Origin of the sequence: Micromonospora sp. NPDC005254 (genome assembly GCF_042872525.1) — a bacterium.
Classification (GTDB): Bacteria; Actinomycetota; Actinomycetes; order Mycobacteriales; family Micromonosporaceae; genus Micromonospora.
Map to the genome: position 1 here is coordinate 627,793 of NZ_JBIAKM010000004.1, position 21,985 is coordinate 649,777.

A 21,985-nucleotide genomic window follows, 5' to 3' on the forward strand; every position below is an offset into this window, starting at 1 on the left:
GGGCCCGTCACTGTCTCAGTAGACGCGGGAGCCGATGAAGTCGTCGTGACCGTAGCCGACCGGGTTGGCGAAGCTGCGCGACTCGTACGACCACTGCTGGCGGGTGCTGCTGGAGCAGGTGGCCAACCGCAACCGGGGGGTGCCCAGCCACGGGTTGTCGAACGCCACGCAGAGGTTGCTGGCGCTCGCCGGCTTGAGCTGGTTGCCGGCGAACACGAACTGCTGGGCGGCGGTGCCGTTGCAGTCGTAGACGTTGACCGCGGTGCCGGCGGTCATCGAGCTGTTGGAGACGTCCAGGCACCGGTCGTGGGACAGCTCCGAGTGCAGCGAGCGCCGGGCGGAGTCGTACCAGAAGCCCTGGTTACGACCGCCGTGACAGGTGTACGGCTGCTGGGGGGTGCCGTTGCGGGAGTCGTACCCCTTGCCGTCGACGCAGGTGCCGGTGGCGAGGTTGCGCAGTTGCTTGAACTCCAGCAGGCCCGGGTAGAGCACACCACTGCCGGTGCTGGCCGGGTCGACGCAGCTGGCCCGCTGCTGCCCGGAGTTCCAGAACTGCGTGATGCACTGGGCGAACATGCCGTGCCCGCGGGCGTTGGGGTGGAACGACTGCCGGGCGGCGTTCTCGTCCCAGATTCCCACCTCGATGTAGAGCCCGCGAACCGAGGTGTTGTCGGTGCACGCCTCGTGGCCGTGGAAGAGCCGGCTCGCGTCGAGGTAGCGGGTGCCGGTGTTCGCCGCGGCGGTTCGCAGCGCCGACTCGAACAGCGGCACCGCCTTGTTCCGGGCGAACGCGGCGTCGGCGAGGTAGAGCAGGCAACCGCCGGAGTACCAGCCGGGGAAGTTCGGGTTGTCCTCGACGTCGGGGCTGCCCGGGCTCGGGTAGGACATCAGCACCAGCTCGTAGTCCGAGCGCAGGTAGCCGGCGTTGGTCATGGTCTGCCGGATGTCGTTGAGCGCGTCGGTCACGGCCTGGCGGCTGCCGTCGGTGCGGATCGTCCACTGGTCGGTGTAGGTGGGGTAGCAGGCGCCCTGGAAGAAGACCCGGCGTATGGCGCAGTCGGTGGCGACCGGGCCGAACTGGATGGTGCCGTCGCCGTTTGCGCCGACCACCACCCAGATCAGCTTGACGTGCGTGTTGCGCGCCTTGATCCCAAGGTAGTCGCCCTGGTTCAGCTCGTTGTGCTGCGTCGGGCCACCGGCGATGAGGTTCCACGGCGTGGCGCCGGAGCAGGCGAGGTTGTACTGGGCGTCCGACGGGATGCCGGTGCGGAACACCGCCTGGTCGTATGAGCGGTCGCACCAGTTGCCGGCCTGGTGGGTGCCGGGGACATAGTTGCCGACGCCCTCGCCGGAGATCTCGCTGTCGCCCATGGTGATCAGTGCGGTGCGGCGTTGCTCGATCGGGCGGATCGCGGGGCTGCCGTAGAGGGCGGTCGCCTCGGCGGCCCGGATGGCCTCCAGGTTGGCCGGGAGTGGTGCAACGGCGGGTCGGTCGGCGGCGGTGGCGGGGGCGGCCGGTCCGGCGAGCATCGGCAGGACGAGAGCGGCGACGGCGACGGCGACGGTGGTGGCCCGTCGTCGGGTCGCGCGTTTGGGCCTGGCGGGGGTGGCAGGCATCGACACACTCCTTTCGGCTCAATCGTGGGAGGTCGATTGAGTTACCAGACGGTAACGTGCGGATCAACAGATGTGAATGCGCCTCGGATCCTTGCGCGCGGGATGCAGAACCGCCCGGATCGGACGATCCGGGCGCTCGGCTCGGCTCGGCTCGGCTCGGCTCGGCTCGGCTCGGCTCGGCTCGGCTCGGCTCGGCCCGAGCATCCGGCGATCAGCGGCCGGGCGGCAGGGCGTAGCCCACGTAGCCGCGGAACTCCAACCGCCAGCCGGCCGGAACCAGCTTGGCGCAGGCCGGCTGACTGCCGGTGCAGACGATCGCGTCCACCGAGGCCGGGTCGGCCGGCGGCCGTTCCGGCAGAACCGACTGCAACGACACCAGCTCCGGCGGGCCGCCGTCCGGCTGGCGCAGCAGCAGCCACCACGGATACTCCCAGTTGTCGTTCTGCTCCACCAGCCCGATCCGCCGGGCGCCGCTGTCGCGGACCGCCGCCGCGGCCCAGCGGAACTCGTCGGCCCACTGCGGCCGGCGCACGAACCGGGTGTCCCAGTCCGAGGTGGTGAAGACCGAGCCGGAGCCGACGAGCCGGCGCGGGAAGCCGTACGACAGCGCCAGCACCCCGGCCAGCGCCGAGGTGGCCAACACGGCGACGGTCGCCACGGTGGCCACCGACCGCCGCCGTGCCGTCACCCCGGGCTCCGGGCTCGCGTGGCGGCGCAGGAGCGCGTCCAGCCACAAACCGGCGAGCGGCACGGCGAGGACCAGGGCGTAGAGCAGCAGCCGGTTACCCCACGGCTGCCACTTGAGCATCGCGGTGTGCAGCAGCACGGTGGTCAGCACCACCACGGCGTACGAGCGCAGCGGACCCACCTGCCCGGGGTCGAGCCGGCGCGGGCGGACGAGCGCGGCCAGCGCGCCGAGCAACGCGAGTGCCCCGGCGATCGGGAACGCCACCCGGTCCTCGTCCGGATACCAGGCGGGCACCGGGAAGACCTCCCGACCGAAGGTGATCGCGCGGTCCTGAGGGTCGACACCGATCACGTCCGCGCCCTCGATGATCGCGTCCGCGCTGGCGCTGCGCAGCGGCGCCAGCGGCGTGTCGAACGCCGTGTGCCCGATCCGCAGCGCGTTGACCAGGATCGACGCCGGATCGTGCCGTTCCATCGGGATCGACTCCCGCAGCCGCGGGGGGCCCAGCGGATGCCCGAACTCGGCGGTCACCCGGGTCAGGAACGGGCCGACCACCAGCGCCGCCACCACCAGGATCAGCGCCGAGCCACCGACGACGCGGGCCACCGGAGCGACCGGCCGAACCCGACGGGCGGCCGGTGCCCGGTCGGCCAGGGCCAGCCGGAGCTGGGCCAGTCCCCACAGCACCAGCAGCGGACCCACCGCGATCAGGCCACTGGTCTTGGTCACCGCCGTCAACCCGGTGGCCGCGCCCAGGCCCAGCAGCGTCCCCCAACCGGTCCGCCGACGCAGCCCGTCCAGGACGAGGGTCGCCGCGCACGCCACCCACGCCGCGCAGACCAGGTCGGTCTGCGTACTGGTCGCCTGGAGCACCACCATCGGGGTGCTGGCCAGCACGAATGCGGTGATCAACTGAGCCCGCCGGCCGCCGCCGAGCTGCGCGGTGATCCGTGCGGCCACCAGCAGGCAGAGCACCCCGGCGGCCCACTGCACCAGGTTGTGCAGCGCGTCTCCGCCGGTGAGCAGGCGCAGGTGCAGGAGCAGGTACTCCGCGCCGGGTGGAATGGTCACCTGCCGGTGGATGGCGGTGGGCCAGAAGTCCAAATCACCCTGGGCCACCCAGTGCTCGACCTTGGGCAGGTGGTAGGTCTGCGAGTCGAAGTTGTTCGGCTCGGCCAGCAGCGCGACCAGCAACTCCAGCAGCACCAGTCCCCCGATGCCGCCGGCGAGCAGCCGCTCGCCCCGACTCGCCGTACGCCAGATCTCGGCTGCCCTGCGCAGGCCGGCGCGTACCTCACCGGTCGGGACCGGCGTGGCGTCGCGCCCGCCGGCCGGGCCGCGGTCGGCGAGCGGGACGGACGTCTCCGGGCCGCCGCCGGCGGTCACCGCCGCGCCGACCGGCACCCGCCGGGACGTCGCGGCGGGCACCTCGGCGGCCGGCGTCTCCCGGCGCCAGCGCAGGCCCACCGCCGTCGCGGTGGCGAGCAGGAAGAGCAGCCAGGCGGCGACGAACGCCGGCCGGGTCAGCGCGTGCAGCGCGCCGAGCACCTCGACGACGAGCACGGCGTACGCCCCGGCGACCAGGGCCGCGCGCACCGCGGCGAGCCGTGACGGCGACACCGCGTCGACCCCGCGGGGCTTCGTCGCGACCGTGAGCAGGAGCACCGAGGCGGCGGGGAGCACCGCGAGCAGGGAGCCGGCAGCCGACATGGCGGGAAGTAAACACCATCGCGCTGAGCCCGCCACGCCGACTGTCCGACGGTGGCGGCCACCGTCGGGCTGACCAGCCAGGCTAGGCTAGGCCCGACGTGTTGTCGCCACCGTGGAGATTCCCGTGAAGCTCTCGATCCTCATGCCGGTCTACAACGAGGAAGAACGCATCGCGGATGCCCTCAAGCAGGCGTTGGCGGTTGACTACCCCTGCGAGATCGAGCTGGTCGTCGTCGACGACGGCAGCCGGGACGGCACCGGCGAGGTCCTCGGCCGCGCCGACGACGCCCGCCTACGGGTGATCACCCACCAGCGCAACGCGGGCAAGGGCGCGGCCATCAAGACGGCGGTCGACAGCGCCGAGGGCGAATACATGGTCATCCTCGACGCCGACCTGGAGTACGACCCGCAGGACATCCCCAAGCTGCTCGCCCCGGTGCTCGACGGGCGGGCCACGGTGGTCTACGGCAATCGCACCTTCGGCAGCCACAGCGCCTACAGCTTCTGGTACGTGATGGGCAACAAGGGCGTCACGATGGCGGCCAACGTGCTCTTCAACTCGTACATCGGCGACCTGGAGACCTGCTTCAAGCTGATGCCGGTGGAGCTCTACCGGTCGCTGGAGGTGCGCTCGCGCGGCTTCGGCATGGAGGCCGAGGTGACCGGCAAGCTGCTGCGCCGCCGGATCCGCCCGTACGAGGTGCCGATCAGCTACCGGGCGCGCGGCCGCGAAGAGGGCAAGAAGATCACCTGGAAGGACGGCGTCGAGGCGATCTGGATCCTCGGTCGCGAGCGCGCACGCCGCCGTCCCGCCGCCGCGACCCGCTGAGCGCTCATCCGTTCGGGCTAGCCTTGAGTTGAAGTCCACTTCAACTCAAGGACCCGGTGATGCAGGACTCGTTGACGATCGGCGAGCTGTCCGTCCGCTCCGGCGTCGCGCCGTCGGCGCTGCGCTACTACGAGCGGCTCGGTCTGATCCGCGCCAATCGCACCGGCGGAAACCAGCGCCGCTACGCCCGCACCGAACTGCGACGGGTCGCCTTCATCCGGATCTCCCAGCAGGTCGGCGTCTCGCTGGACGAGATCCGCGCGGCGCTGGAGTCGCTGCCCGGCGGCCGTACCCCCAGCCCACAGGACTGGGAGCGGCTCTCCGCGAGCTGGCGCGGCCGGCTGGACGAGAAGATCCGGCTGCTCACCAAACTCCGCGACGACCTGGACGGCTGCATCGGCTGCGGCTGCCTGTCCCTGCAACGCTGCACGCTCTACAACCCGGGGGACGCGCTGGCCGGCGAGGGCCCCGGTGCCCGGCTCATGCTGCCCCGCGCCTCATCCGATGGTGAGTAGCACCTTCCCGACGTGGTCGTTCGACTCGATCAGCCGGTGCGCCTCGGCAGCCTCGGCCATCGGCAGCCGCCGGTCCACCACCGGGCGGATCGCGCCGGCCTCGACCAACGGCCACACCTCATCGCGTACGCCCCGGACGATCTCCGCCTTCTCGGCCAGCGGTCGGGAGCGCAGCGTGGTCGCCGCGACGCTGGCCCGCTTGGTCAGCAGCGCACCGAGATCCAGCTCGGCCTTGCGACCACCCTGCAGCCCGATCACCACGAGCCGGCCGCCGGTCGCCAGCGCGGCGACGTTCCGGCCCAGGTAGGACGCGCCCATGATGTCGAGGATGACGTCCGCGCCGTGGCCGTCGGTGGCCTTGCGGACCTCCTCGACAAAGTCCTGCTCCCGGTAGTCGATCGTGTCCGCCGCGCCCAGTTCGCGCAGGCGGGGGTGCTTGGCCGCGCGGGCGGTCGCCAGGACCGTGGCGCCGAGGGCCGCCCCGAACTGGATCGCGAACGTGCCGATCCCGCTGCCCCCGCCGTGCACCAGCAGCGTGTCACCCGAGCCGAGCCGGCCCACCCCCACCAGGTTCGACCAGACCGTGCAGGCCACCTCCGGCAGCGCCGCGGCGTCGACCAGGTCGACGCCGGCCGGTACCGGCAGCAGCTGCCCGGCGGGCACGGCGACGCGCTCGGCGTACCCGCCGCCGGCCAGCAGCGCACAGACCTCCTGGCCGACGGCCCAACCGGTCACCTCCGGGGCGATCGCGTCGATAACCCCGGAGCACTCCAACCCGAGGTACGGGGGCGCACCCGGCGGCGGCGGATACTGCCCCTGCCGTTGCAGCAGGTCAGCGCGGTTCACCGCGCTGGCCCGCACCGCGACGATCACCTCGCCCGGACCGGGCTCCGGGTCGGGGACCTCGGCCCAGACCAGCGCGTCGGGTCCACCGGGCTGCGGAACGGTGATGGCTCGCATGGCCTCAGTCTTACCCGATGCCCCGGGGGGACGCAGGCGCACCCCGGTGCCGGGGCGCCGGCGCCGCAGGCGTGGCCCCGCGGCGGCCACTGTGGACGCCTCGTCACCCGCCTGGCCGGCGCATTCAGGGAGGGACGCCGAGCCGACCGGTGGGTGACGTGGCAGACTGTCCACGGCCGTACACCCGCGGGTGGCGGTCCGGGAGGGTTCGCCTAGTGGCCGATGGCGCTGGTCTTGAAAACCGGTAAGGCAGCGATGTCTTCGTGGGTTCGAATCCCACACCCTCCGCGTCCCGAGCAGCACAAATGCCCTCTGACCAGCGCCGCGCGGCAATGGCCACCGGGAAGTGAGCGCGCGAAGCGCGCCGTTTGGGGGTTTGTCGGCTGATGCCTCGATGCGAGCGTGGCCAGGTAGCAGCCCGCTACGGGGGAAGCCTTCGGCACGCAAAGGCACACCGCCCACTCGGCGCGAGGCCGAGTGGGCGGTATGGGAAGGCCCCGGTGCGGGCGTCAATCAGAGGTAGACGCCTGCGGGTAGCCGCTAACTACCCGTCGTCTAGTGCACAGCGGGTGAGGTCGAACTCGGGCGCGGTTCGCAGCCGATCAACTAACGGCTTCGACGGGCCAAAGTCGGGGTTGACTCTCCGGCCGATGACCACCGCTGCAACGGCTACTGCGCCGGCCGCCTTCAGAGCGAATGCCAGCGACTGCACCCGCCCTCCCGTCGTCCAGGTGTCATCCAAAAGAAGCACTCTGCCGCCGGCTGCGCTGCCCTCCGGCAGGTAGAAGCGGTCGGCGTGGAAGCTGCGATCGTCCGCGCTGTAGGCGGAGTTTGAGACGGCGTGGAGAGCGGGGAGGTTCAAACGTTTAGCGACGATGGTCTCCAGCGGGTGCTCACCTTGCCGCCCCCGCGTGGAGGGGACCGTAACTATATGGGTAAACGCGCCATCGAGAGCGGCTGAGAAACAATCCCAGTGATAGGCGAGATACAGAACCGCCAGTGACGAGAGGTTTTGCATCGCCATGGCCGACCTCTGCATGGCCTTGTAGGCGATCAGGCTGTGATCGTGCTGGGAGCCTTTGACCGAGTAGGCGATCGGAGCAACGATGTCCGCTTGGAATCCGCCAGATGCCGAGCGATGTTGGCCGCACTGGTAACACACCTCGAAGCCATTGCCTGCATTGCTGCGACAGACAGCGCAGATGCCATCTCCTGGTGGCAGCGGGTTGCGCAGATAGTTGCGCTGTCGCTCGACCACCTGCATCTCGTCATGCTGGGCCTCCGCCCATTGTCTAAAGATCGACAAGGCGCGGCAAACCCTCAAGTGCCTGAGGCGAATCAGGTATCTGTCGCACGATGTGGTCAACCGTTGCAACCAGCTCGTTAGCCGTTGACACGACATACACGCCCGGTCGCTTGGCGTACTCACGTGCCCAGTCATGCTGGAGAAGCGAATCAGCAAGAACCACAGGTCGTCCGTGCTGAAGAGCAAGTCGGGCTTGCATCCGCGCTCCGCTGCGATATGCCGCCTCGACAACGACTGTCGCGGCGGCATAGCCGCTCATGACTGCGTTCCGCATGGGGAAAGTATGCTTGCCCGGTGGTGCCTCTGGCCAGAACTGGCTGAGCACTAGCCCGTCTTTTACGATCTGATTCTGCAATGACCGGTTTCCGGCAGGATAGTACCTATTTACGCCGGTGCCGATGACCGCGACCGTGCGTCCACCCGCGCGCAGCGCTGCCGTGTGTGCCGCCGTGTCAATGCCCGCGGCAAGACCTGACACGACGGTGATACCCGATTCTGCCAGCGCGGTGGCGCAAGTCTGAGCAATACCGATGCCCTGGTCAGTGGGTTTACGCGTTCCGACCACTGCCACCGCTCGGCGATCCTCAGCGAGGGTTCCCCGCGTGAACACGACTGGCGGCATCTGGTGAATATCGCGCAGCCGCGCGGGATAGGTGTCATCGAGCAGCGTATGTATGCCGATCCCGTCTACCGCCCACGCTTGCAGCTCGTTCCGCGCAGCGTCCAGCGCGTCCTGGATCGGGTCGTCAGCAAACAGGGTCTCGCCCGCGCCAAGTTGGCGCCGCAGGACGGTCAGAGCGCTGCCCTCGGTAAGCACCTCGGCGGCTATCTCTGTCCAGCGAGCGCCAGGCCTGCGCAGCAGCGCCACGAGGGCTGCTACTTGGGCCTGGCGGTCATCCGGCATGGCAATGATCCTAGGAGTGCTCTGTGCAGGCGGCAGCGACACGGGGCTCATTGCCGCTCCTCCCTTCGGTTGGCCTTTGACTCTAAGTCTCGTACAGGCGTACGACGGTTTCCGTTTGGCCACGATCGCGCCATTGTCCAGCCTCCCGGCTCAAGCGGCACGCTGGCGCGCTGTTCGCCGTGAGCCTGGATCGGCTCCGCACCAGCGAAGACACGTACAGCGACTCACACCACAACGCCAGAAAATCGGTCGGGAAACGGCAGCACTGTCCCGCCGTCGTTGCTGACCCGGCCGATGGGGCGGACGCCGTGCCGGGTCGGATTGACGGTCAGGCGCAGGTGCAGCCGGGAACGCCCTGCGTCGACGCCGGTCATCGGCCATTCTCACGCCGCTCGCTCTCAGCCACTGCGGATGAAGGACTCAAGAACCTTCTTGCGCTGTGGCTGTGACAGGACCCCAGCGAAGGGCGAGTTCTGTCGTAGCTCCACAGCTTCCGGGTCATCCGAGGTCAGCGCCTTGAGGACCGCGTTCACACCCTCGTTGATCTTGTCTTGCCAGCGCTTCGGCCACACCTCGGTCATGGTTCCTCGGTGCTGCCGCAGGAGTCGGTCGAGATTTACTCGGGCCTTGCTCAGTACCGCGTCCGGGTCGGTGACCAAACTGCCCGCTACCGCCTGGTGCAGCCACAGCGACTTGAGCTGGTCACGAGTCAGTTCCGGCTTCGGGCGCAGCAGCGCCTCAACCTGGCCGCGCTTGATCCTCCGATGCGCGCCGACCTTCACGAACGGCAGTTCTCCACGTTCACACAGGTTGACGACCTGCTGGCGCGAAGATCCCAGCAGCTTGGCAACCTGACCGGTGGTCAGAAGGTCCTCACCCGTCGTCACCATGCTTGGAGCATGCGCTACAAACGCTAAAAACACAACTCGCTTTGCGGCTACGTACCCTCGGGTTCGTCCCGTCGGGTCTCGCGGATCGTTTCGTCGGCCAGTCGCCCGATCGCGCGACGGCGCTCCTCGGCGAGCGCCTGCTCGTCCGGCTTGCGCAGCGCGGTGACGACGGCGACCACGAAATCGCGCCAGATCCCTAGCAAGTATTTCCCCCGTGGAAAGTTGCAGGCTGCCAACCATAGCGTCCGGCCGGTGCTGCCGGACAACCGACGCAGCCGGTCGTTCGTTGGCCCGGAACGGGGTATGAAGGGCAGGTATCTACCCAGACCGGAAGGACGCCGTCCCGATGACCCTCGAACGACCGATCGCCCCGGACCCGTACGAGCTGCTGCCGACCGTGCCCTCGTTCACCCTGACGAGTGACGACGTGCAGAACGGCGAGCCGATGGACTCCCGGCACGCGCATGGCAGCACCGGTGGTGAGAACGTCTCCCCGCAGCTGACCTGGTCGGACTTCCCCGCCGAGACCAAGAGCTTCGCCGTAACCTGCTACGACCCCGACGCCCCGACCGGCAGTGGCTTCTGGCACTGGGTGCTGGTGAACGTGCCGGTTGACGTCACGCAGTTGCCCACCGGCGCGGGCGCCGCGGCGGGCACCGACCTCGGCGGGGCCTTCTCGGTCCGCAACGACTACGGCGAGCAGGGCTACGGCGGGGCGGCGCCGCCGCCCGGTGACCGCCCGCACCGGTACGTCTTCGCGGTGCACGCCCTGGACGTCGACCGCCTGGACCTCACCCCGGACGCGAGCCCGGCCTACGTCGGCTTCAACCTGACCTTCCACACCCTCGCGAGAGCGGTGATCCGCCCCACGCACCAGATCAAGGAATGATCCGTACCCCGCGATCTTGCACTGTCCGTTCACGGTCGAGTGCAAGATCGCGGGGCGGGGTGAGTCAGGCGGGGACGCGGGCCACGGCGAAGACGGACTGGCCGAACGGGGGTCGGACGACCTGTTCGGCGGCCTTCGTGGCGGGGAGGACGAGGGTGTCGTACACCTTGACCATCGGCCCCTCCTTCGGCATCAGCCGGAAGACCTTGGTGGCCATGAAGTAGCCGATCAACCCGAGCGCGTTGGCGTAGTGGATCTTCTCCACCGTCAGGCCGGCCTCGGTCATCGCCGCACCGAGCGTCTTCTTGGTGTACCGGCGGACGTGGCCGGTGGCGATGTCCGCCGGGCTCATGGCGAACTGGAACGCCGGCACGATGATGATCACCGCGCCGCCGGGGCGGACCAGGTCGCGCATGCTGCGCAGCGCGCCCACGTGGTCCTCGATGTGCTCCAGGACGTTGTACGAGACCGCGGCGCTGTAGTCCCCCCGGTCGTTGTGCGGGAGCAGCATCTGCCGGACGTCGATGCCGGGCTGGGCGGCGAGGCGCTCCTTGAGCTGCACCAGCCGGTCGGGGTCGGCCTCCGTGGCGGTGAACCGGGGCAGCCGCTGCGACCATTCCAGCGCGTAGTCACCGAGGCCGCTGCCGATCTCGATCGGGTCGTCACCGAGGTACGGCACCGCCAGCTCGACGAACCAGCGGCGGTGGTTGACGGCCGTTGCCAGGCCCTCCAGCACCTCGGACTGGACGCGCTGATCCCCAGTGATTTCTGCCATGCGTCGATTCCTCACGATATGAACTCGAACCGTGCCTGGACCGACAGAGTGAATCATCCGCTTGGATGGCAGAAGAATCGGGGGAGCGGTTGGCCGAATTGCGGTCGGGGGGTGGGCACGTGATCGGCGGTCGGCGAACCCGGCACATAGTACGGCAGTACCCCGAAACATGTCACGGCACCGCCATACGCTGACTACCCTATGAATTGTCATGACTACTCCCGAACCGGACGCGCCCGGCGACGGCCCGGCCACCGCGTCGCCGGTGGAGGAGGCCGGCGGCGGCGATCGGTTGCGCCGTAACGGGAAGTGGGCCGATCTGGCCGCCGTGCTGAGCTTCGTGGTGCTCGGCTTCTGGGTCACCGGGCGTCTCTGGTGGGACCCGGGCAGCGGAGTGCGAGACAACCGCTCCGACCAGTCACAGTTCGAATGGATGATGGCGCACGGTGCGCGAGTGGTCACGCATTTTGCGTACCCGTTCCAATCCGATCAGATGAACGTGCCGGACGGCGTCAACCTCATGGCAAATACGTCCGTATTATCCATTTCATTGCCAATGACGCCGGTCACCCTGCTGTTCGGGCCACGTGCGGCATTCCTGCTCTTTCTCACCCTTGGAATGATCGCCACCGCCACCGCCTGGTACTTCCTGCTCTCCCGCGTCCTGGTCGGAGCACGGGGGCCGGCCTGGCTGGGCGCGGGCTTCTGCGCGTTCGCGCCGGCCATGGTGTCGCACGGCAACGGGCACCCGAACATCGTGTCGCAGTTCGTCGTCCCATTGATCATCTGGCGTACGCTGCGGCTCGCCGAACCCGGCCGCTGGCTGCGTAACGGGGTGCTGCTCGCTCTGGTGATCGTCTGGCAGGCGTTTCTCAACCTGGAGATCCTGCTGATGACCGCGATCGGGCTCGGCGTGATCGTCGGCGCGCTGGCCCTCGGCCGCCCCGCCCTGCGGTCACGGGCCCGGTCCTTCTTCGCGGGCCTGGCCGTCGCCGCGGTGGTCGCGGGTCTGCTGCTGGCGTACCCGCTGTACGTGCAGTTCTTCGGACCCGGCGCCTACTCCGGGCTGTCCAGCCTGATCCGCGGCTACTCCAGTGACCTGGCCTCGTTCGTGGCGTACTCCCGGGAATCGCTGGCCGGCAGCCCGCGCACCTCCGCCGGGCTGGCCAAGAACCCGACCGAGGAGAACAGCTTCTTCGGCTGGTCGCTGCTCGTGCTGGTGGTCGCCCTCGTCTGGTGGCTGCGACGGTCGGTGGTGGTGCTCGCGCTGGCCGGGCTCGGGCTGCTCTTCGCGATGCTCTCGCTCGGGCGGGAGATCCGCTTCGCCGGCCACGGCACCGGCGTGCCAGGGCCCTGGGCCGCGCTGGAGAATCTGCCGATCCTGCACTCGGTGGTGCCGACCCGGTGGGCGCTGGCGATCACCCCGATCGTCGGGGTGCTGCTCGCCTACGGCGCCGAACGCGCCCGCGAGCTGGCCCGTACGCATCCGGCCGCTCGGCCGAAGATCCGCTTCGTCACCGCGACAGTGCTGACGATGGCCCTGCTGCCGATCCTGCCCACCCCGCTGCCCGTGGTGAAGCTGGACCCGGTCCCCACCTTCGTGACCAGCGGGGCGTGGCGGCCGTACGTGGCTGGTGGGCGCAGCGTGGTGACGTTGCCGCTGCCGGACACGAACTACGCGGAGCCGCTGCGCTGGTCCGCCGCGACCCGGCTGGACATGCCGCTGGCCCGGGGCTACTTCCTCGGACCGGACACCCGCCCGAGCGCGGAGCCGCCGAAGGTCGCGCTGTTCACCGCGCCGCCCCGGCCCACCAGCAGTTTCTTCGCCACCATCCGACGCACCGGTGCGGTGCCGCCGATCACCCCGCAGGACCGGGTCAAGGCGGTAGACGACCTGCGCTACTGGCGGGCCGGCGTGGTGATCCTCGGGCCGCACGAGCACGAGATGGAACTGCGTCGCGGAATGACCGAGCTGACCGGGATCCAACCGGTCTTCACCGGCGGCGTCTGGGTGTGGGACGTCCGGCCGCTGACCGACTGAGCGGGGCCGGCCCGGGAGTTGGACTCGCGGGATCAGCCCTGCCGGACGCAGCAGCCCTGGCAGACCTTCGGGCTGGGCAGCGTGAAGGCCAGGCAGCAGGTGCGTCGCTGCACGCTCGGCTCACCGGTCGGGCCGGGCACCAGCTCGACCAGGTCAGCCAGGTCGAGCGCGCCGAGCAGGGTGTCGATCCTCTGCACCGTCGAGCCCGGCAGCGCGTCCGCGGCCCGGAGGATGCCGTGCGCGATGCCGGAGGCGACCGAGCCGAGCAGCGTCCGGGTGCCCACCCGCACCTCCGCCTGGATCGCCGCGATCAGCGGCGCCAGGTGGGCGTCGAGCAGGGAGGCACGCAGCTCGGCCAGCAACTCGGCCTCGCCGGCGACGACGCGTACCTCCGGCAGGCCGGAGAGCGCCAGCGGGTCGCTCGGCAGCACGGCCACCGTGGTGCCGTGGCGCAGGCCCAGCGTGAGCAGGGGCCGGTGGTCCTCGAAGTGGATCAGCACGTCGGACGGGTCGAGCAGCGGCACCCGGCGGGCCGAGGCCCAGCCGAGCACGACCGGCAGCGCCGTCCAGTAGCTGTACGACTTCCAGGCCAGCGCGGCGCAGGCGTGCGGGGTGCCACCCCAGCGGACGCTGGCCGCGTGCAGCAACTCCGGCAGGCGGGTGCCGTCGATCAGGGTGGTGGCGGGCGTCCAACCGAACTCGTCGTCGACCAGCAGGCCCCGGGCGAGACCGGGAAGGTCGTCGGTGCCGAACATGGCCCGCAGCGCCGCGGTGACGGGGGCGAGCGGCGTGGCGGTCACGTCCCGCCTCGGCATCACCGCTGTCACCGTGTCATCCCCCGTCCGCGAGCCCGGGAGCGTGCCCCGGCGGACGAGCAGCGTCGTCCTGAGCTAAGGCTAGCCTAACCACGCCTGCCGGTCTAAGGGAAGCCTTGCCTCGGTCGGATCGGGAGGTCCGGGTCACTTCGGCTCCCGGCGGGAGCAGCGCTCCGCGCCCCGGCGTACTACCCGCGCCCGGCCTCCGAAAACGCCGCCGCAGGATCGATCACCGTCGGTGGATTGTCAAGCGTTGTGTCGACAAGGTGGCAGATGCGTGTGCGCTTCGCCACGGAACGTGAAACTAATACTCCCGGCCACGAGGAAGCCGATGACGACGTCACCCCTCGAACGGGCTGCCGACTCCTTCGCGGCCGAGCTTGCCCGCCATCGTGCCGGGCGAGGCCTGTCCAAGAAGCAACTGGCCATCCTGATGGGGTTCGACCCGTCCTACGTCAGCCACGTCGAGGGACGCCGACACCGCCCGACCGAGGACTTCGCCCGCCGTGCCGAGGCCGTCCTGGAGGCCAGCGGCGCGATCTGGCAGCGCTTCCGGGAGTACGACGACCTCCGGCACGCCCGGTCCGGCCAACCGCACCGCGAACCCCCGCTGCCCGGCCAGTGGCTGCCCCCCGGCACCGGCCTCGTCGTCGAACGGGAACTGGCCACCCTCACCCACACCGACGACGCCTACCGGTGCGTCATCCGCCGCGAGCTCTACAACGCCGGCACCGAGCCGGTCACCCGCTACCTCGTCCGCGTCGCGGTGGACCGCTACCCGAACGACCCCGGTCGCTCCAACCGGCACCACCGGGAACACCCGCTCACCTTCGCCGAGCTGCAACTGCAGGCCCGCCGCGACGACGGCGCCGGCGACCCGGAGCCGATGCACTGGCGGGCGAAACACGACCGGGACGCGTTCAAGGAGATCTGGCTGCTCTTCGAGAACGGCGAACGGCGTTTCCCGCTCTACCCCGGCGACCGGGCCATCATCGAGTACGCGTACAGCGTCGGGCACGAGAAGTGGGGCCCCTGGTTCCAGCGGGCCGTCCGGCTGCCCACGCGGCACCTCGCCGTACGCCTGGATTTGCCGGTGGCCCTCGACCCGCAGGTCTGGGGCGTGGAAACCTCGCTCTCCGCGGAGGAGGGCCCGCTGCGGACGGCGCCGCAGCGTCGCGACGAGGGCGACCGGGCGATCTACGACTGGCAGACCGACGCCCCGCCGCTCAACGCCCGCTACCGGATGCAGTGGCGCTTCCGGGCTCGGCCGGAAGCCGACCCGGACGTCGGTCCCGGCGGCACCCGGGTCCGCCCCAGCGAGCGGATGCGCGGGATCGGCATCGTCCAGCGTGGGGCCGACCTCCTCCGCCAGCAGGTCCGGCAGTTCGACCTGCCCGGCGAGGAACCTGTGGCCCGGGACGTCGTGGACCGACTCACCATGGCGCTGTCCCGGCTCGACGAGCTGCACCCGTTCAACAAGGGAGGGGGCATCGCCGCACCGCAGCTCGGCGTCGGCCGCGCCGCCGCCGTGGTCCGACCCCCCGACCGGACGGCGGAACCGGTCGTCCTGCTCAACCCCCGGGTGGTCGACGCCGACCCGGAGACCGACGAGCAGTACGAGGGGTGCCTCTCCTTCTTCGACCACCGCGGTCTGGTGCCCCGACCGCTGCGACTCGACGTGGAACACGCCCAGTACGACGGCAGCCGGATCATCACCTCGTTCGAGTTCGGCATGGCCCGGCTCGTCGCGCACGAGATCGACCACCTGGAGGGGCGGCTCTACGTCGACCGGATGGCGCCCGGCGTGCCGCTGGTGCCGGTGGAGGAATACCGGGAGACGGGGCAACCCTGGCGCTACTGAGCAGGGCGGGGACCGGGGCGCGTGCCCCAGGGGGCAGGGGCACGCGCCCCGGTGTGGGGGGAGGAACGTCTAGAGATCGCCGAACGTGTCGTAGCGGATGTTCGGCGGCGGCACCTCGTCCGCGGCCAGCACCCGCAGCGTCGACCGGACCATCTGCGCCGACCCGGAGACGTAGCAGTCGTGCGTCGTCCACGGGCCGTACCGGGCCACCACGTCCGGGATGTCGCCCAACTCGCCGTCGAAGTCGGGGTCGTCGCTGCACGCTGCGGTGACCGACAACCACGGGTGCGCGGCCACCAACTCCTGCAGGCCAGCCAGCCCGTACAGGTCCGTCGCGTGCCGGGCGCCGTAGAAGACATGCACCCAGCGCGTCCGGTTGTAGCTGGCCAGCTCCTGCACCAGCGCCTTGATCGGCGCCAGCCCGACGCCGCCGGCCACGCAGAGGATGTCCCGCTCGGAGGTGCGGTCCAGGGTCATCGACCCCATCGGCGCCGCCAGGCGCAGCAGGTGCCCGGGCTGTACGCGGCGGACCAGCGCCCCGGACACCCACCCCGCGCCGGGGCTCCGCACGTGGAACTCCAGCACGTTGTCGTCGTTCGGGGCGTTCGCCACTGAGTAGTTCCGCCACACCCGCGGGTGGAAGCGGGGCAGCTCCAGGCTGACGTACTGGCCCGCCCGCCAGGACAGCGGATGTTGCAGGGCCCGGCAGGTCAGCACGGCGAGGTCCGAGCCGTGCCGCTCATGGGTCAGCACCTCGGCGTGCCAGAACGGCGGGTTGTCGTCGTCGGCCGCCCCGGCCACCATCTTCGCCGCGATCGCCGCGTACGCGTCCCGCCACGCCTGGTCGTACTCCAGGTTCCAGCCGTCGCCGGCGGTGCTGCGCAGCGCATCGAGCAGCGCGACGCCCATCGTGGCGTAGTGCCGGTCGTCGACGTGGTACTTGCGGTGGTCCCGGCCCAGCGCTCGCAGGAACTCGTCGAAGCTCTCCGGGTCGTCCACGGTGTGGATCGCCGTGATGATCGCTTCCAGCAGGCGGTCACCCTGGCCGGTCATCTGCACCGGGAAGAGCTGCCGCAGGGCGGGGTCGAGCAGGAACAGTCGGGCGTAGAAGTGCCCGCTCAGCCGCTCCCGGTCCTCCTCGACGAGGGTCCAGCTCTCCTTCAGCAACCGTGCGACGTTGTCCACCGGTGCTCCTTCTCCAGACGGCAGCGGATCGGGCGCTCATAGAATCTCCACGGAGCGTGCTCACCGGTCGCACAGAATGTGCGATCGGTTCACGCCGGCCGATCGGCCGTGTCCGCCGTGCCGTCCGTCGGGCAGAGTGGTGCGGTGACCGTTGAGCTGACCCGCCCGGTGTCCCGCCGAGTCCTGGGGACCGAGACGCTGCTGGTCCTCGGCCTCTCCCTCGGCCAGTCCGCGGTCTACGCGGTGGTCTCGATCATCGCGAAGCTGACCGCCGAGGGGCCGCTCTCCAAGCAGACCGCGTCACTGAACACCTCGGCGTCGGCCCGACCCTGGCTGGACCTGACGTACCAGCTCCTCGGCATCGTCTTCGCGCTGCTGCCCGTGCTGCTCGCCGTACACCTGCTCAGCCGTGACCCCGGCGACCCGGTGGGGACCCTCGGCCTGGACGCGCGGCGGCCCGGCCAGGACCTGGCCCGGGGTGCCGGCCTGGCCGCGCTGATCGGCCTGCCCGGCCTGGCCCTGTTCTGGGCGGCGGCACAGCTCGGCATCAACGCCACGCTGGTGCCGGCGGCCCTGCCGCACGTCTGGTGGGCGGTTCCGGTGCTGATCCTCTCCGCCGTGCAGAACGCCTTGCTGGAGGAGGTGATCGTGGTCGGCTACCTGGTCACCCGGCTACGCCAGCTCCAGTGGCGGCTCGCCGCGATCATCGCGGCCAGTGCGCTGCTGCGCGGGAGCTACCACCTCTACCAGGGCTTCGGCGCGTTCGTCGGCAACGCGATCATGGGCGTCGTGTTCAGCCTCTTCTACCTGCGAACCCGCCGGGTGCTGCCGCTGATCATCGCGCACACCCTGCTCGACGTGGTCGCCTTCGTCGGCTACGCGCTGCTGCCCCGCGACTGGTTCACCTGGCTCTGACCCTCAGCGCCGGCCCGGCCGGTAGGCCGCCACCGCACGGGCGGCCAACCGATCGGCCGCCGCCGCGTCACCCAACGTGGCGGCGACCACCGCCGCACCCGGCAACAGGCGGGACGCCAACCGCAACGCCACCCACCCGCCCGCCTGGGCGGTGAGCGGCGCCGCCAGCCGCCACGCGGCCTCCGCCGCCCTCGGCCAGGCGCCCTCGACCGGATCGCCAGTCGTCTGTGCCGCGAGCAGGGCCTCCTGCGCGCTCGTCGCGTCCGGATGCACAAGGGTGAGCACCAGCAGGTCGGCGGCCCGGTCACTGTGCGTCGGATCCTTGCCGTACACCGCAGCCAGTCGCAACACCAGGTTCGACTGGGTCCAGAGCACCGAGGCCAGCTCGGCGAGCGGCGCGAAGAGCCCAGCCAGCGCGGCCGCCGCCCCTCCCGCGCCCGCCGCCCGCACGTACCGCCGGGTCGCCAGCCGCGCCAGGCCGTCCGCCGGCGCGTCCGGATACCGGGCCCGCAGCCGCTGCGCCCACTCGGCGGCGCCCGGACCGAGCGCCCGGACCGCCTCCAGCGCCAGCAACTCCGGCGCGAAGCCCGGGTGGTCGCGCAGGCGGGCGATCACCGCCCGCACATCCGATTCCGGGGTACGCCCCGAAGCCGGCACCGGGTCGTGCTCTGCTCCGGCCATGGCGGTCGAGGGCTGCGGCGCCGAGGTGGCTTGCGCGGGCGTGGCGTTGCGCTTGATCGCCGGGGCGGCCTTCCTGGCTCGGGTGACCTTCCTGGCTGGGGTGATCTCGTCGGCCGGGGCGGTTTGCCTGGCTGGGGTGGCCCGCTGGGTGGGGGTGGCTTTCTTGGCCGGGAGGGCCTTCTCGGCTGAGGTGGCCTTCTTGCTGGGGGTGGCCTTGGGGGTCGCCCGCTTGTTGCCCGGCTGGTCCATTTCCGCTGCCGGGGTGCCGTCGGAGGGGCTGGCCTGGTCGGTGGCTGGGGCGGTCTCCGGCAGGCTGGCCTGCTCATCGGCCGGGGTGTTCACCGACGGGCCGGCCTGGTCGCGGGCTGGGGTGTCATTCGGTGGGCCGGCCTGGCCCGCCGGTGAGGCGTCAGGTGGCGGGCTGGCCTGGTCGGCGGCGGGTGGGACGCTCGATGCCGGAGACGAGCGGCGCGGCTGGCGGGGCAGGGGGCGCTCGGGGTCCGGTGGCTGGAACAGCACGGCCGGGGCAGCCTTGGCCCGTCGAGGACGCGGGCTCGCCGGAGCGGCTGCCGGCGGCGCAGTCGTCTCGTCGGGCTGCTCGGCGGCGGTCGGCGGCGTGAAGGTGGGCCGCGGAGAGCGTCGACGCGCTCTTTCAGCAGGCTCTCGACGGGTCGGCTCGCTCGGCGGCTGCTCCTGCATATCGATGGAGCGTAGTCCCGATCACGCCGCCGCACAGGGGTGAAACACGGGGACCGGGCCGTACCCCGGAAGTCGTTTTGCTCCCGGTGGGTGGCGACCTGTATCCTCGGGCGCGGTGGTCTGCGGATCACCAGGGAGACTTCGCCTAGTCTGGTCTATGGCGCCGCACTGCTAATGCGGTTGGGGTCTTAAAGCCCCTCCCGGGTTCGAATCCCGGAGTCTCCGCGCGAAAGCCGGGTGTGTAGACTGGCTGAGCACAAGCGCCCGTAGCTCAATGGATAGAGCATCTGACTACGGATCAGAAGGTTAGGGGTTCGAGTCCCTTCGGGCGCACATACAGCCCCCTAGCAGGCCCAACGGCCGCTAGGGGGCTTCTTCTTGTCTAGCCAGGACTGTGAAGACCTTCTTACTCTCCGCGCATGGCCAAGATCAACTTGCTCCACCTCAACGCCGACGAGCGTGACCGTGGCGACCTGTTCGCCGTTGACGCGTTCCCCGGGGATCGGGCCACCGCCCGGGGGTGCCACGTCAAGCGGACCCTGACTGCGGACGGCGGCGTGGGCGAGCCGTCTTCGGACGGCTCGCCCACGCTTTCGGTTCGTCAGGGGGTCACCCGGGTAGCCGGGCTGTCGCCCGGCAGGCCCGACATGTCGGCCTCGACCGGCGGCACCGGAGTGGCTCCGAGGACGCTGCCGTCCGTGGAGTACGCGGTGAGGGTGGCCGGCTGGTCCGGCGGTATCCGGGTGATGCCGGCGTTCGACGCGTCGAGGGTGACCGTGGCGGGGGGTGCGCCGCCGATCGTGACCGTGACGCGGGCCGCGTCCGGCGGGGCGATCACCCGCACCTGGTCCGTCGGCGGACGGGTGCCGTCGTCGGCCCGGATCCGCCAGCCGATTGGTCGCTGGTCGGCGCCCTCGGCCGGCAGCAGCAGCCGCAGGTCGGTCCACCAGCCGGTTCGGTCGTCGCCGTGTCTGGCGTACGCGATCACCCCGCCGCCGGCAGGCTGCACGGTGAGCAGCGTGGCGGCTTGGCCGTGCCCGCTGCCCGACCAACGCACCCGCACTGTCGTCCCGGCAGCCGGGAGACGACTGTCGAGGAGTGCCGATTGGACGAAGTCGCGCAGGCTGGCATCGTCCACCGGCGTACCTCGGGCACCCCGTCGGGCGGCGGCGAGCAGGACGTCCATCTCCGGTCCGGTCGGGTCGATCGCGTCGTACGGGCCGCCGCCCAGGCCCCCCTGGTAGAGCAGCTGGTCGCCACGGCTGACCCGGACGACGGGTTCGTTCCGAAGCGGCGCGGGGGGCAGGACGGCGAACCCGACCCCGCTGCCGTCCGCCCTGGCGAAGTCCTGGTACTCCAGGGTTCCCCTCGGTGTGTACCGAGGGTCGCCACTGATCATCACGGTGGACTCGGCCGGCCCGACGACGACCGCGAATCCGCCCCGGTCGGGACCGGCCTGCATCAGGGTCATCACCGGGTCGTCGACGCCCTCGCTGTGGCCGGCGTAGCGCATCTGTTCGGCGCCGGCCCCGGCCGGACCCACGTACCAGACCAGCGCCTCCTTGCTCAGTAGGCCGAGGCGGAGCGGCACCGCGACCAGCGCGACCCGCTGGCCCGGCTGGTCACTGCCGTAAAGCAAACGAATCCGGTCACGATCGCCGACCTTCCAGATGCCGTCCGGGCTCCAGCCACCCAACGGGCTGTCGGTGCTGATCCGCGCCCGCAGCGTGTCCAGCCAGGCCTGATCGCCGGCCAGCGCGCCCCGGGGCGGCGCGTCGAGCAGCGCTGTCGGTGCGGCAGCGACCGCGATGCCAGGCGCCCATCCGGGCAGGGGCACCACGTTGGTCTGGACCCCCACGAGCGCGACTCCGACCGCAGCGGCCACCACCGCCCGCATCAGCCGCGTCCGCCGGTGCCGTCGCTCGCGCCGGGCGAACCCCGGCCACGGGTCCTCAGCTACGTTGACGCCGTGCGCGGCCTGCCATAGCGCAGGACTGAGCGTCGAATCTGCGAAGCTCTCGGTCATGCCAGTTCCTCCTCAAGCCGTACCGGGGACTGGGAAGCGGGTGGGGCGAACTCCACCCGCATCCGGGCCAACCCGCGCGACGCCTGGCTCTTCACCGAGCCGATGGAACAGCCGAGAACCTTGGCGGTGTCCGCCTCGCTGAGGTCCTCGAAGTAGCGCAGCACCAGAACCGCCTGGGTCCTGGGGGGCAACCGCCGCAGCGCGGTGAGGAGCAGTTGCCGCTCCTCCACCTGCGCGTACGCGTCCGGCGTCGGCGCGCTGTCGGAGGTCAGCAGCGGCACCTCCAGCGGCCGCCGCCGACGCCGCCAGGAGATCGCCGTGTTGACCATCACCCGGCGTACGTAGACCTCGGGGGCGTCCCTGCGCAGTACCCGCCCCCAGCGCCGATGAGTCTTCTCCAACGCCGACTGCGCCAGGTCCTCCGCTGTTCCCCGGTCGCCGGTCAGCAGGTAGGCCGTTCGGAGCAACGGCCCCCACTGTCGTTGTACGAACAGCCGGAACTGTTCGTCGTCCTCGTACCGACTCACGCCACCTCCAGGTCATATCCGCCTCGCGATCACGAGCGGATGCAGAGAGAGACGCGACCGGAGGCGTCCGGGGTTGAGTGGGTCGTCGACGAGGCTACGGACGTGTCGCAGCCGCCTGACCGGTCCCGCCCTGGGCTTCTGCCTTCTGGTGC

Annotated in this window: 20 protein-coding genes and 3 tRNA genes; 9 read left to right on the forward strand and 14 right to left on the reverse strand. The window is 70.7% G+C overall.

What is annotated here, in order from left to right; genetic code table 11:
• Nucleotides 1-15: 15 nt before the first annotated feature.
• Together ACFYPR_RS16165 and ACFYPR_RS16170 are read right to left on the reverse strand one after the other, a co-directional pair.
• Nucleotides 16-1,617, reverse strand: a complete 1,602-nt coding sequence (locus ACFYPR_RS16165) for a ricin-type beta-trefoil lectin domain protein (protein WP_355133759.1) — start codon at nt 1,615-1,617, stop codon at nt 16-18.
• A 211-nt stretch (nt 1,618-1,828) separates the two neighbouring features.
• Nucleotides 1,829-4,015, reverse strand: a complete 2,187-nt coding sequence (locus tag ACFYPR_RS16170; protein ID WP_387260560.1) for a glycosyltransferase family 39 protein — start codon at nt 4,013-4,015, stop codon at nt 1,829-1,831.
• A 124-nt stretch (nt 4,016-4,139) separates the two neighbouring features.
• On the opposite strand from ACFYPR_RS16170, the gene ACFYPR_RS16175 reads away from it, so the two are divergent.
• Both ACFYPR_RS16175 and soxR read left to right on the forward strand, forming a co-directional pair.
• Nucleotides 4,140-4,844: a glycosyltransferase family 2 protein gene (locus ACFYPR_RS16175; protein ID WP_355063487.1), complete on the forward strand. Its 705-nt coding sequence runs from the start codon at nt 4,140-4,142 to the stop codon at nt 4,842-4,844.
• A gap of 59 nt (nt 4,845-4,903) precedes the next feature.
• Nucleotides 4,904-5,359 (forward strand): redox-sensitive transcriptional activator SoxR, encoded by a 456-nt coding sequence (gene soxR / locus ACFYPR_RS16180; protein ID WP_387260562.1) that lies wholly within the window; start codon nt 4,904-4,906, stop codon nt 5,357-5,359.
• Here soxR and ACFYPR_RS16185 read toward each other — a convergent pair.
• Nucleotides 5,342-6,319, reverse strand: a complete 978-nt coding sequence (locus ACFYPR_RS16185) for an NAD(P)H-quinone oxidoreductase (RefSeq protein WP_387260565.1) — start codon at nt 6,317-6,319, stop codon at nt 5,342-5,344. The genes soxR and ACFYPR_RS16185 overlap by 18 nt on opposite strands.
• A gap of 201 nt (nt 6,320-6,520) precedes the next feature.
• On the opposite strand from ACFYPR_RS16185, the gene ACFYPR_RS16190 reads away from it, so the two are divergent.
• A tRNA-Ser gene (locus tag ACFYPR_RS16190) sits at nt 6,521-6,607 on the forward strand.
• Nucleotides 6,608-6,863: 256 nt separating this feature from the next.
• On the opposite strand, the gene ACFYPR_RS16195 is transcribed toward ACFYPR_RS16190, so the two are convergent.
• From ACFYPR_RS16195 to ACFYPR_RS16215, 5 genes are all read right to left on the reverse strand, one after another.
• Complete coding sequence (locus tag ACFYPR_RS16195) at nt 6,864-7,583, reverse strand: phosphoribosyltransferase (protein ID WP_387260567.1); 720 nt, start codon at nt 7,581-7,583, stop codon at nt 6,864-6,866.
• A 28-nt stretch (nt 7,584-7,611) separates the two neighbouring features.
• Nucleotides 7,612-8,529: a DNA-processing protein DprA gene (locus tag ACFYPR_RS16200; protein ID WP_387260570.1), complete on the reverse strand. Its 918-nt coding sequence runs from the start codon at nt 8,527-8,529 to the stop codon at nt 7,612-7,614.
• Nucleotides 8,530-8,753: 224 nt separating this feature from the next.
• Nucleotides 8,754-8,903: a hypothetical protein gene (locus ACFYPR_RS16205; protein ID WP_387260573.1), complete on the reverse strand. Its 150-nt coding sequence runs from the start codon at nt 8,901-8,903 to the stop codon at nt 8,754-8,756.
• Between the two features lie 24 nt (nt 8,904-8,927).
• Entirely contained in the window at nt 8,928-9,419 is a 492-nt protein-coding gene (locus ACFYPR_RS16210; protein WP_387260575.1) for a helix-turn-helix domain-containing protein, read from the reverse strand.
• A gap of 47 nt (nt 9,420-9,466) precedes the next feature.
• Nucleotides 9,467-9,598 (reverse strand): hypothetical protein, encoded by a 132-nt coding sequence (locus tag ACFYPR_RS16215; RefSeq protein ID WP_387260577.1) that lies wholly within the window; start codon nt 9,596-9,598, stop codon nt 9,467-9,469.
• Nucleotides 9,599-9,765: 167 nt separating this feature from the next.
• Here ACFYPR_RS16215 and ACFYPR_RS16220 point away from each other — a divergent pair, with 167 nt between their 5' ends.
• Nucleotides 9,766-10,308 (forward strand): YbhB/YbcL family Raf kinase inhibitor-like protein, encoded by a 543-nt coding sequence (locus tag ACFYPR_RS16220; protein ID WP_354857267.1) that lies wholly within the window; start codon nt 9,766-9,768, stop codon nt 10,306-10,308.
• Nucleotides 10,309-10,372: 64 nt separating this feature from the next.
• Here the strand turns inward: ACFYPR_RS16220 and ACFYPR_RS16225 are convergent, their stop codons facing one another.
• A complete protein-coding gene (locus tag ACFYPR_RS16225; protein ID WP_354857265.1) occupies nt 10,373-11,083 on the reverse strand; it encodes a class I SAM-dependent methyltransferase in 711 nt (236 codons plus the stop codon).
• A gap of 211 nt (nt 11,084-11,294) precedes the next feature.
• On the opposite strand from ACFYPR_RS16225, the gene ACFYPR_RS16230 reads away from it, so the two are divergent.
• Nucleotides 11,295-13,124, forward strand: a complete 1,830-nt coding sequence (locus ACFYPR_RS16230) for a hypothetical protein (protein ID WP_387260578.1) — start codon at nt 11,295-11,297, stop codon at nt 13,122-13,124.
• 32 nt (nt 13,125-13,156) lie between these two features.
• Here the strand turns inward: ACFYPR_RS16230 and ACFYPR_RS16235 are convergent, their stop codons facing one another.
• Entirely contained in the window at nt 13,157-13,939 is a 783-nt protein-coding gene (locus ACFYPR_RS16235) for an IucA/IucC family C-terminal-domain containing protein (protein ID WP_387181452.1), read from the reverse strand.
• Between the two features lie 331 nt (nt 13,940-14,270).
• Between ACFYPR_RS16235 and ACFYPR_RS16240 the strand changes: the two genes are divergently transcribed.
• Nucleotides 14,271-15,800, forward strand: coding sequence for a peptide deformylase (locus ACFYPR_RS16240; protein WP_387260581.1), 1,530 nt, complete (start codon nt 14,271-14,273; stop codon nt 15,798-15,800).
• Between the two features lie 69 nt (nt 15,801-15,869).
• On the opposite strand, the gene ACFYPR_RS16245 is transcribed toward ACFYPR_RS16240, so the two are convergent.
• Nucleotides 15,870-16,985, reverse strand: coding sequence for a globin domain-containing protein (locus tag ACFYPR_RS16245; protein ID WP_387260583.1), 1,116 nt, complete (start codon nt 16,983-16,985; stop codon nt 15,870-15,872).
• A 144-nt stretch (nt 16,986-17,129) separates the two neighbouring features.
• On the opposite strand from ACFYPR_RS16245, the gene ACFYPR_RS16250 reads away from it, so the two are divergent.
• Nucleotides 17,130-17,900, forward strand: coding sequence for a CPBP family intramembrane glutamic endopeptidase (locus ACFYPR_RS16250; protein WP_355133741.1), 771 nt, complete (start codon nt 17,130-17,132; stop codon nt 17,898-17,900).
• A 3-nt stretch (nt 17,901-17,903) separates the two neighbouring features.
• On the opposite strand, the gene ACFYPR_RS16255 is transcribed toward ACFYPR_RS16250, so the two are convergent.
• The gene (locus tag ACFYPR_RS16255) at nt 17,904-19,280 is read right to left on the reverse strand and encodes a hypothetical protein (protein ID WP_387260586.1); all 1,377 of its coding nucleotides are present in this window, start codon (nt 19,278-19,280) and stop codon (nt 17,904-17,906) included.
• 134 nt (nt 19,281-19,414) lie between these two features.
• On the opposite strand from ACFYPR_RS16255, the gene ACFYPR_RS16260 reads away from it, so the two are divergent.
• Together ACFYPR_RS16260 and ACFYPR_RS16265 are read left to right on the forward strand one after the other, a co-directional pair.
• Nucleotides 19,415-19,505 (forward strand) — tRNA-Ser (locus ACFYPR_RS16260).
• A 35-nt stretch (nt 19,506-19,540) separates the two neighbouring features.
• Nucleotides 19,541-19,613 (forward strand) — tRNA-Arg (locus tag ACFYPR_RS16265).
• A 268-nt stretch (nt 19,614-19,881) separates the two neighbouring features.
• Here ACFYPR_RS16265 and ACFYPR_RS16270 read toward each other — a convergent pair.
• A complete protein-coding gene (locus ACFYPR_RS16270) occupies nt 19,882-21,306 on the reverse strand; it encodes a hypothetical protein (protein WP_387260588.1) in 1,425 nt (474 codons plus the stop codon).
• Nucleotides 21,303-21,833, reverse strand: a complete 531-nt coding sequence (locus ACFYPR_RS16275) for a SigE family RNA polymerase sigma factor (protein ID WP_354862881.1) — start codon at nt 21,831-21,833, stop codon at nt 21,303-21,305. Before ACFYPR_RS16275 ends, ACFYPR_RS16270 begins: the two co-directional genes overlap by 4 nt.
• Between the last annotated feature and the right edge of the window lie 152 nt (nt 21,834-21,985).

Coding starts and splice junctions, on each gene's coding strand:
- ACFYPR_RS16200 (WP_387260570.1), bottom strand. CDS start 8,529: ATGCCGGATGACCGCCAGGCCCAAGTAGCAGCCCTCGTGGCGCTGCTG.
- ACFYPR_RS16210 (WP_387260575.1), bottom strand. CDS start 9,419: ATGGTGACGACGGGTGAGGACCTTCTGACCACCGGTCAGGTTGCCAAG.
- ACFYPR_RS16235 (WP_387181452.1), bottom strand. CDS start 13,939: ATGCCGAGGCGGGACGTGACCGCCACGCCGCTCGCCCCCGTCACCGCG.
- ACFYPR_RS16165 (WP_355133759.1), bottom strand. CDS start 1,617: ATGCCTGCCACCCCCGCCAGGCCCAAACGCGCGACCCGACGACGGGCC.
- ACFYPR_RS16225 (WP_354857265.1), bottom strand. CDS start 11,083: ATGGCAGAAATCACTGGGGATCAGCGCGTCCAGTCCGAGGTGCTGGAG.
- ACFYPR_RS16220 (WP_354857267.1), top strand. CDS start 9,766: ATGACCCTCGAACGACCGATCGCCCCGGACCCGTACGAGCTGCTGCCG.
- ACFYPR_RS16270 (WP_387260588.1), bottom strand. CDS start 21,306: ATGACCGAGAGCTTCGCAGATTCGACGCTCAGTCCTGCGCTATGGCAG.
- ACFYPR_RS16240 (WP_387260581.1), top strand. CDS start 14,271: ATGACGACGTCACCCCTCGAACGGGCTGCCGACTCCTTCGCGGCCGAG.
- ACFYPR_RS16195 (WP_387260567.1), bottom strand. CDS start 7,583: ATGCAGGTGGTCGAGCGACAGCGCAACTATCTGCGCAACCCGCTGCCA.
- ACFYPR_RS16205 (WP_387260573.1), bottom strand. CDS start 8,903: ATGACCGGCGTCGACGCAGGGCGTTCCCGGCTGCACCTGCGCCTGACC.
- ACFYPR_RS16230 (WP_387260578.1), top strand. CDS start 11,295: ATGACTACTCCCGAACCGGACGCGCCCGGCGACGGCCCGGCCACCGCG.
- soxR (WP_387260562.1), top strand. CDS start 4,904: ATGCAGGACTCGTTGACGATCGGCGAGCTGTCCGTCCGCTCCGGCGTC.
- ACFYPR_RS16185 (WP_387260565.1), bottom strand. CDS start 6,319: ATGCGAGCCATCACCGTTCCGCAGCCCGGTGGACCCGACGCGCTGGTC.
- ACFYPR_RS16170 (WP_387260560.1), bottom strand. CDS start 4,015: ATGTCGGCTGCCGGCTCCCTGCTCGCGGTGCTCCCCGCCGCCTCGGTG.
- ACFYPR_RS16255 (WP_387260586.1), bottom strand. CDS start 19,280: ATGCAGGAGCAGCCGCCGAGCGAGCCGACCCGTCGAGAGCCTGCTGAA.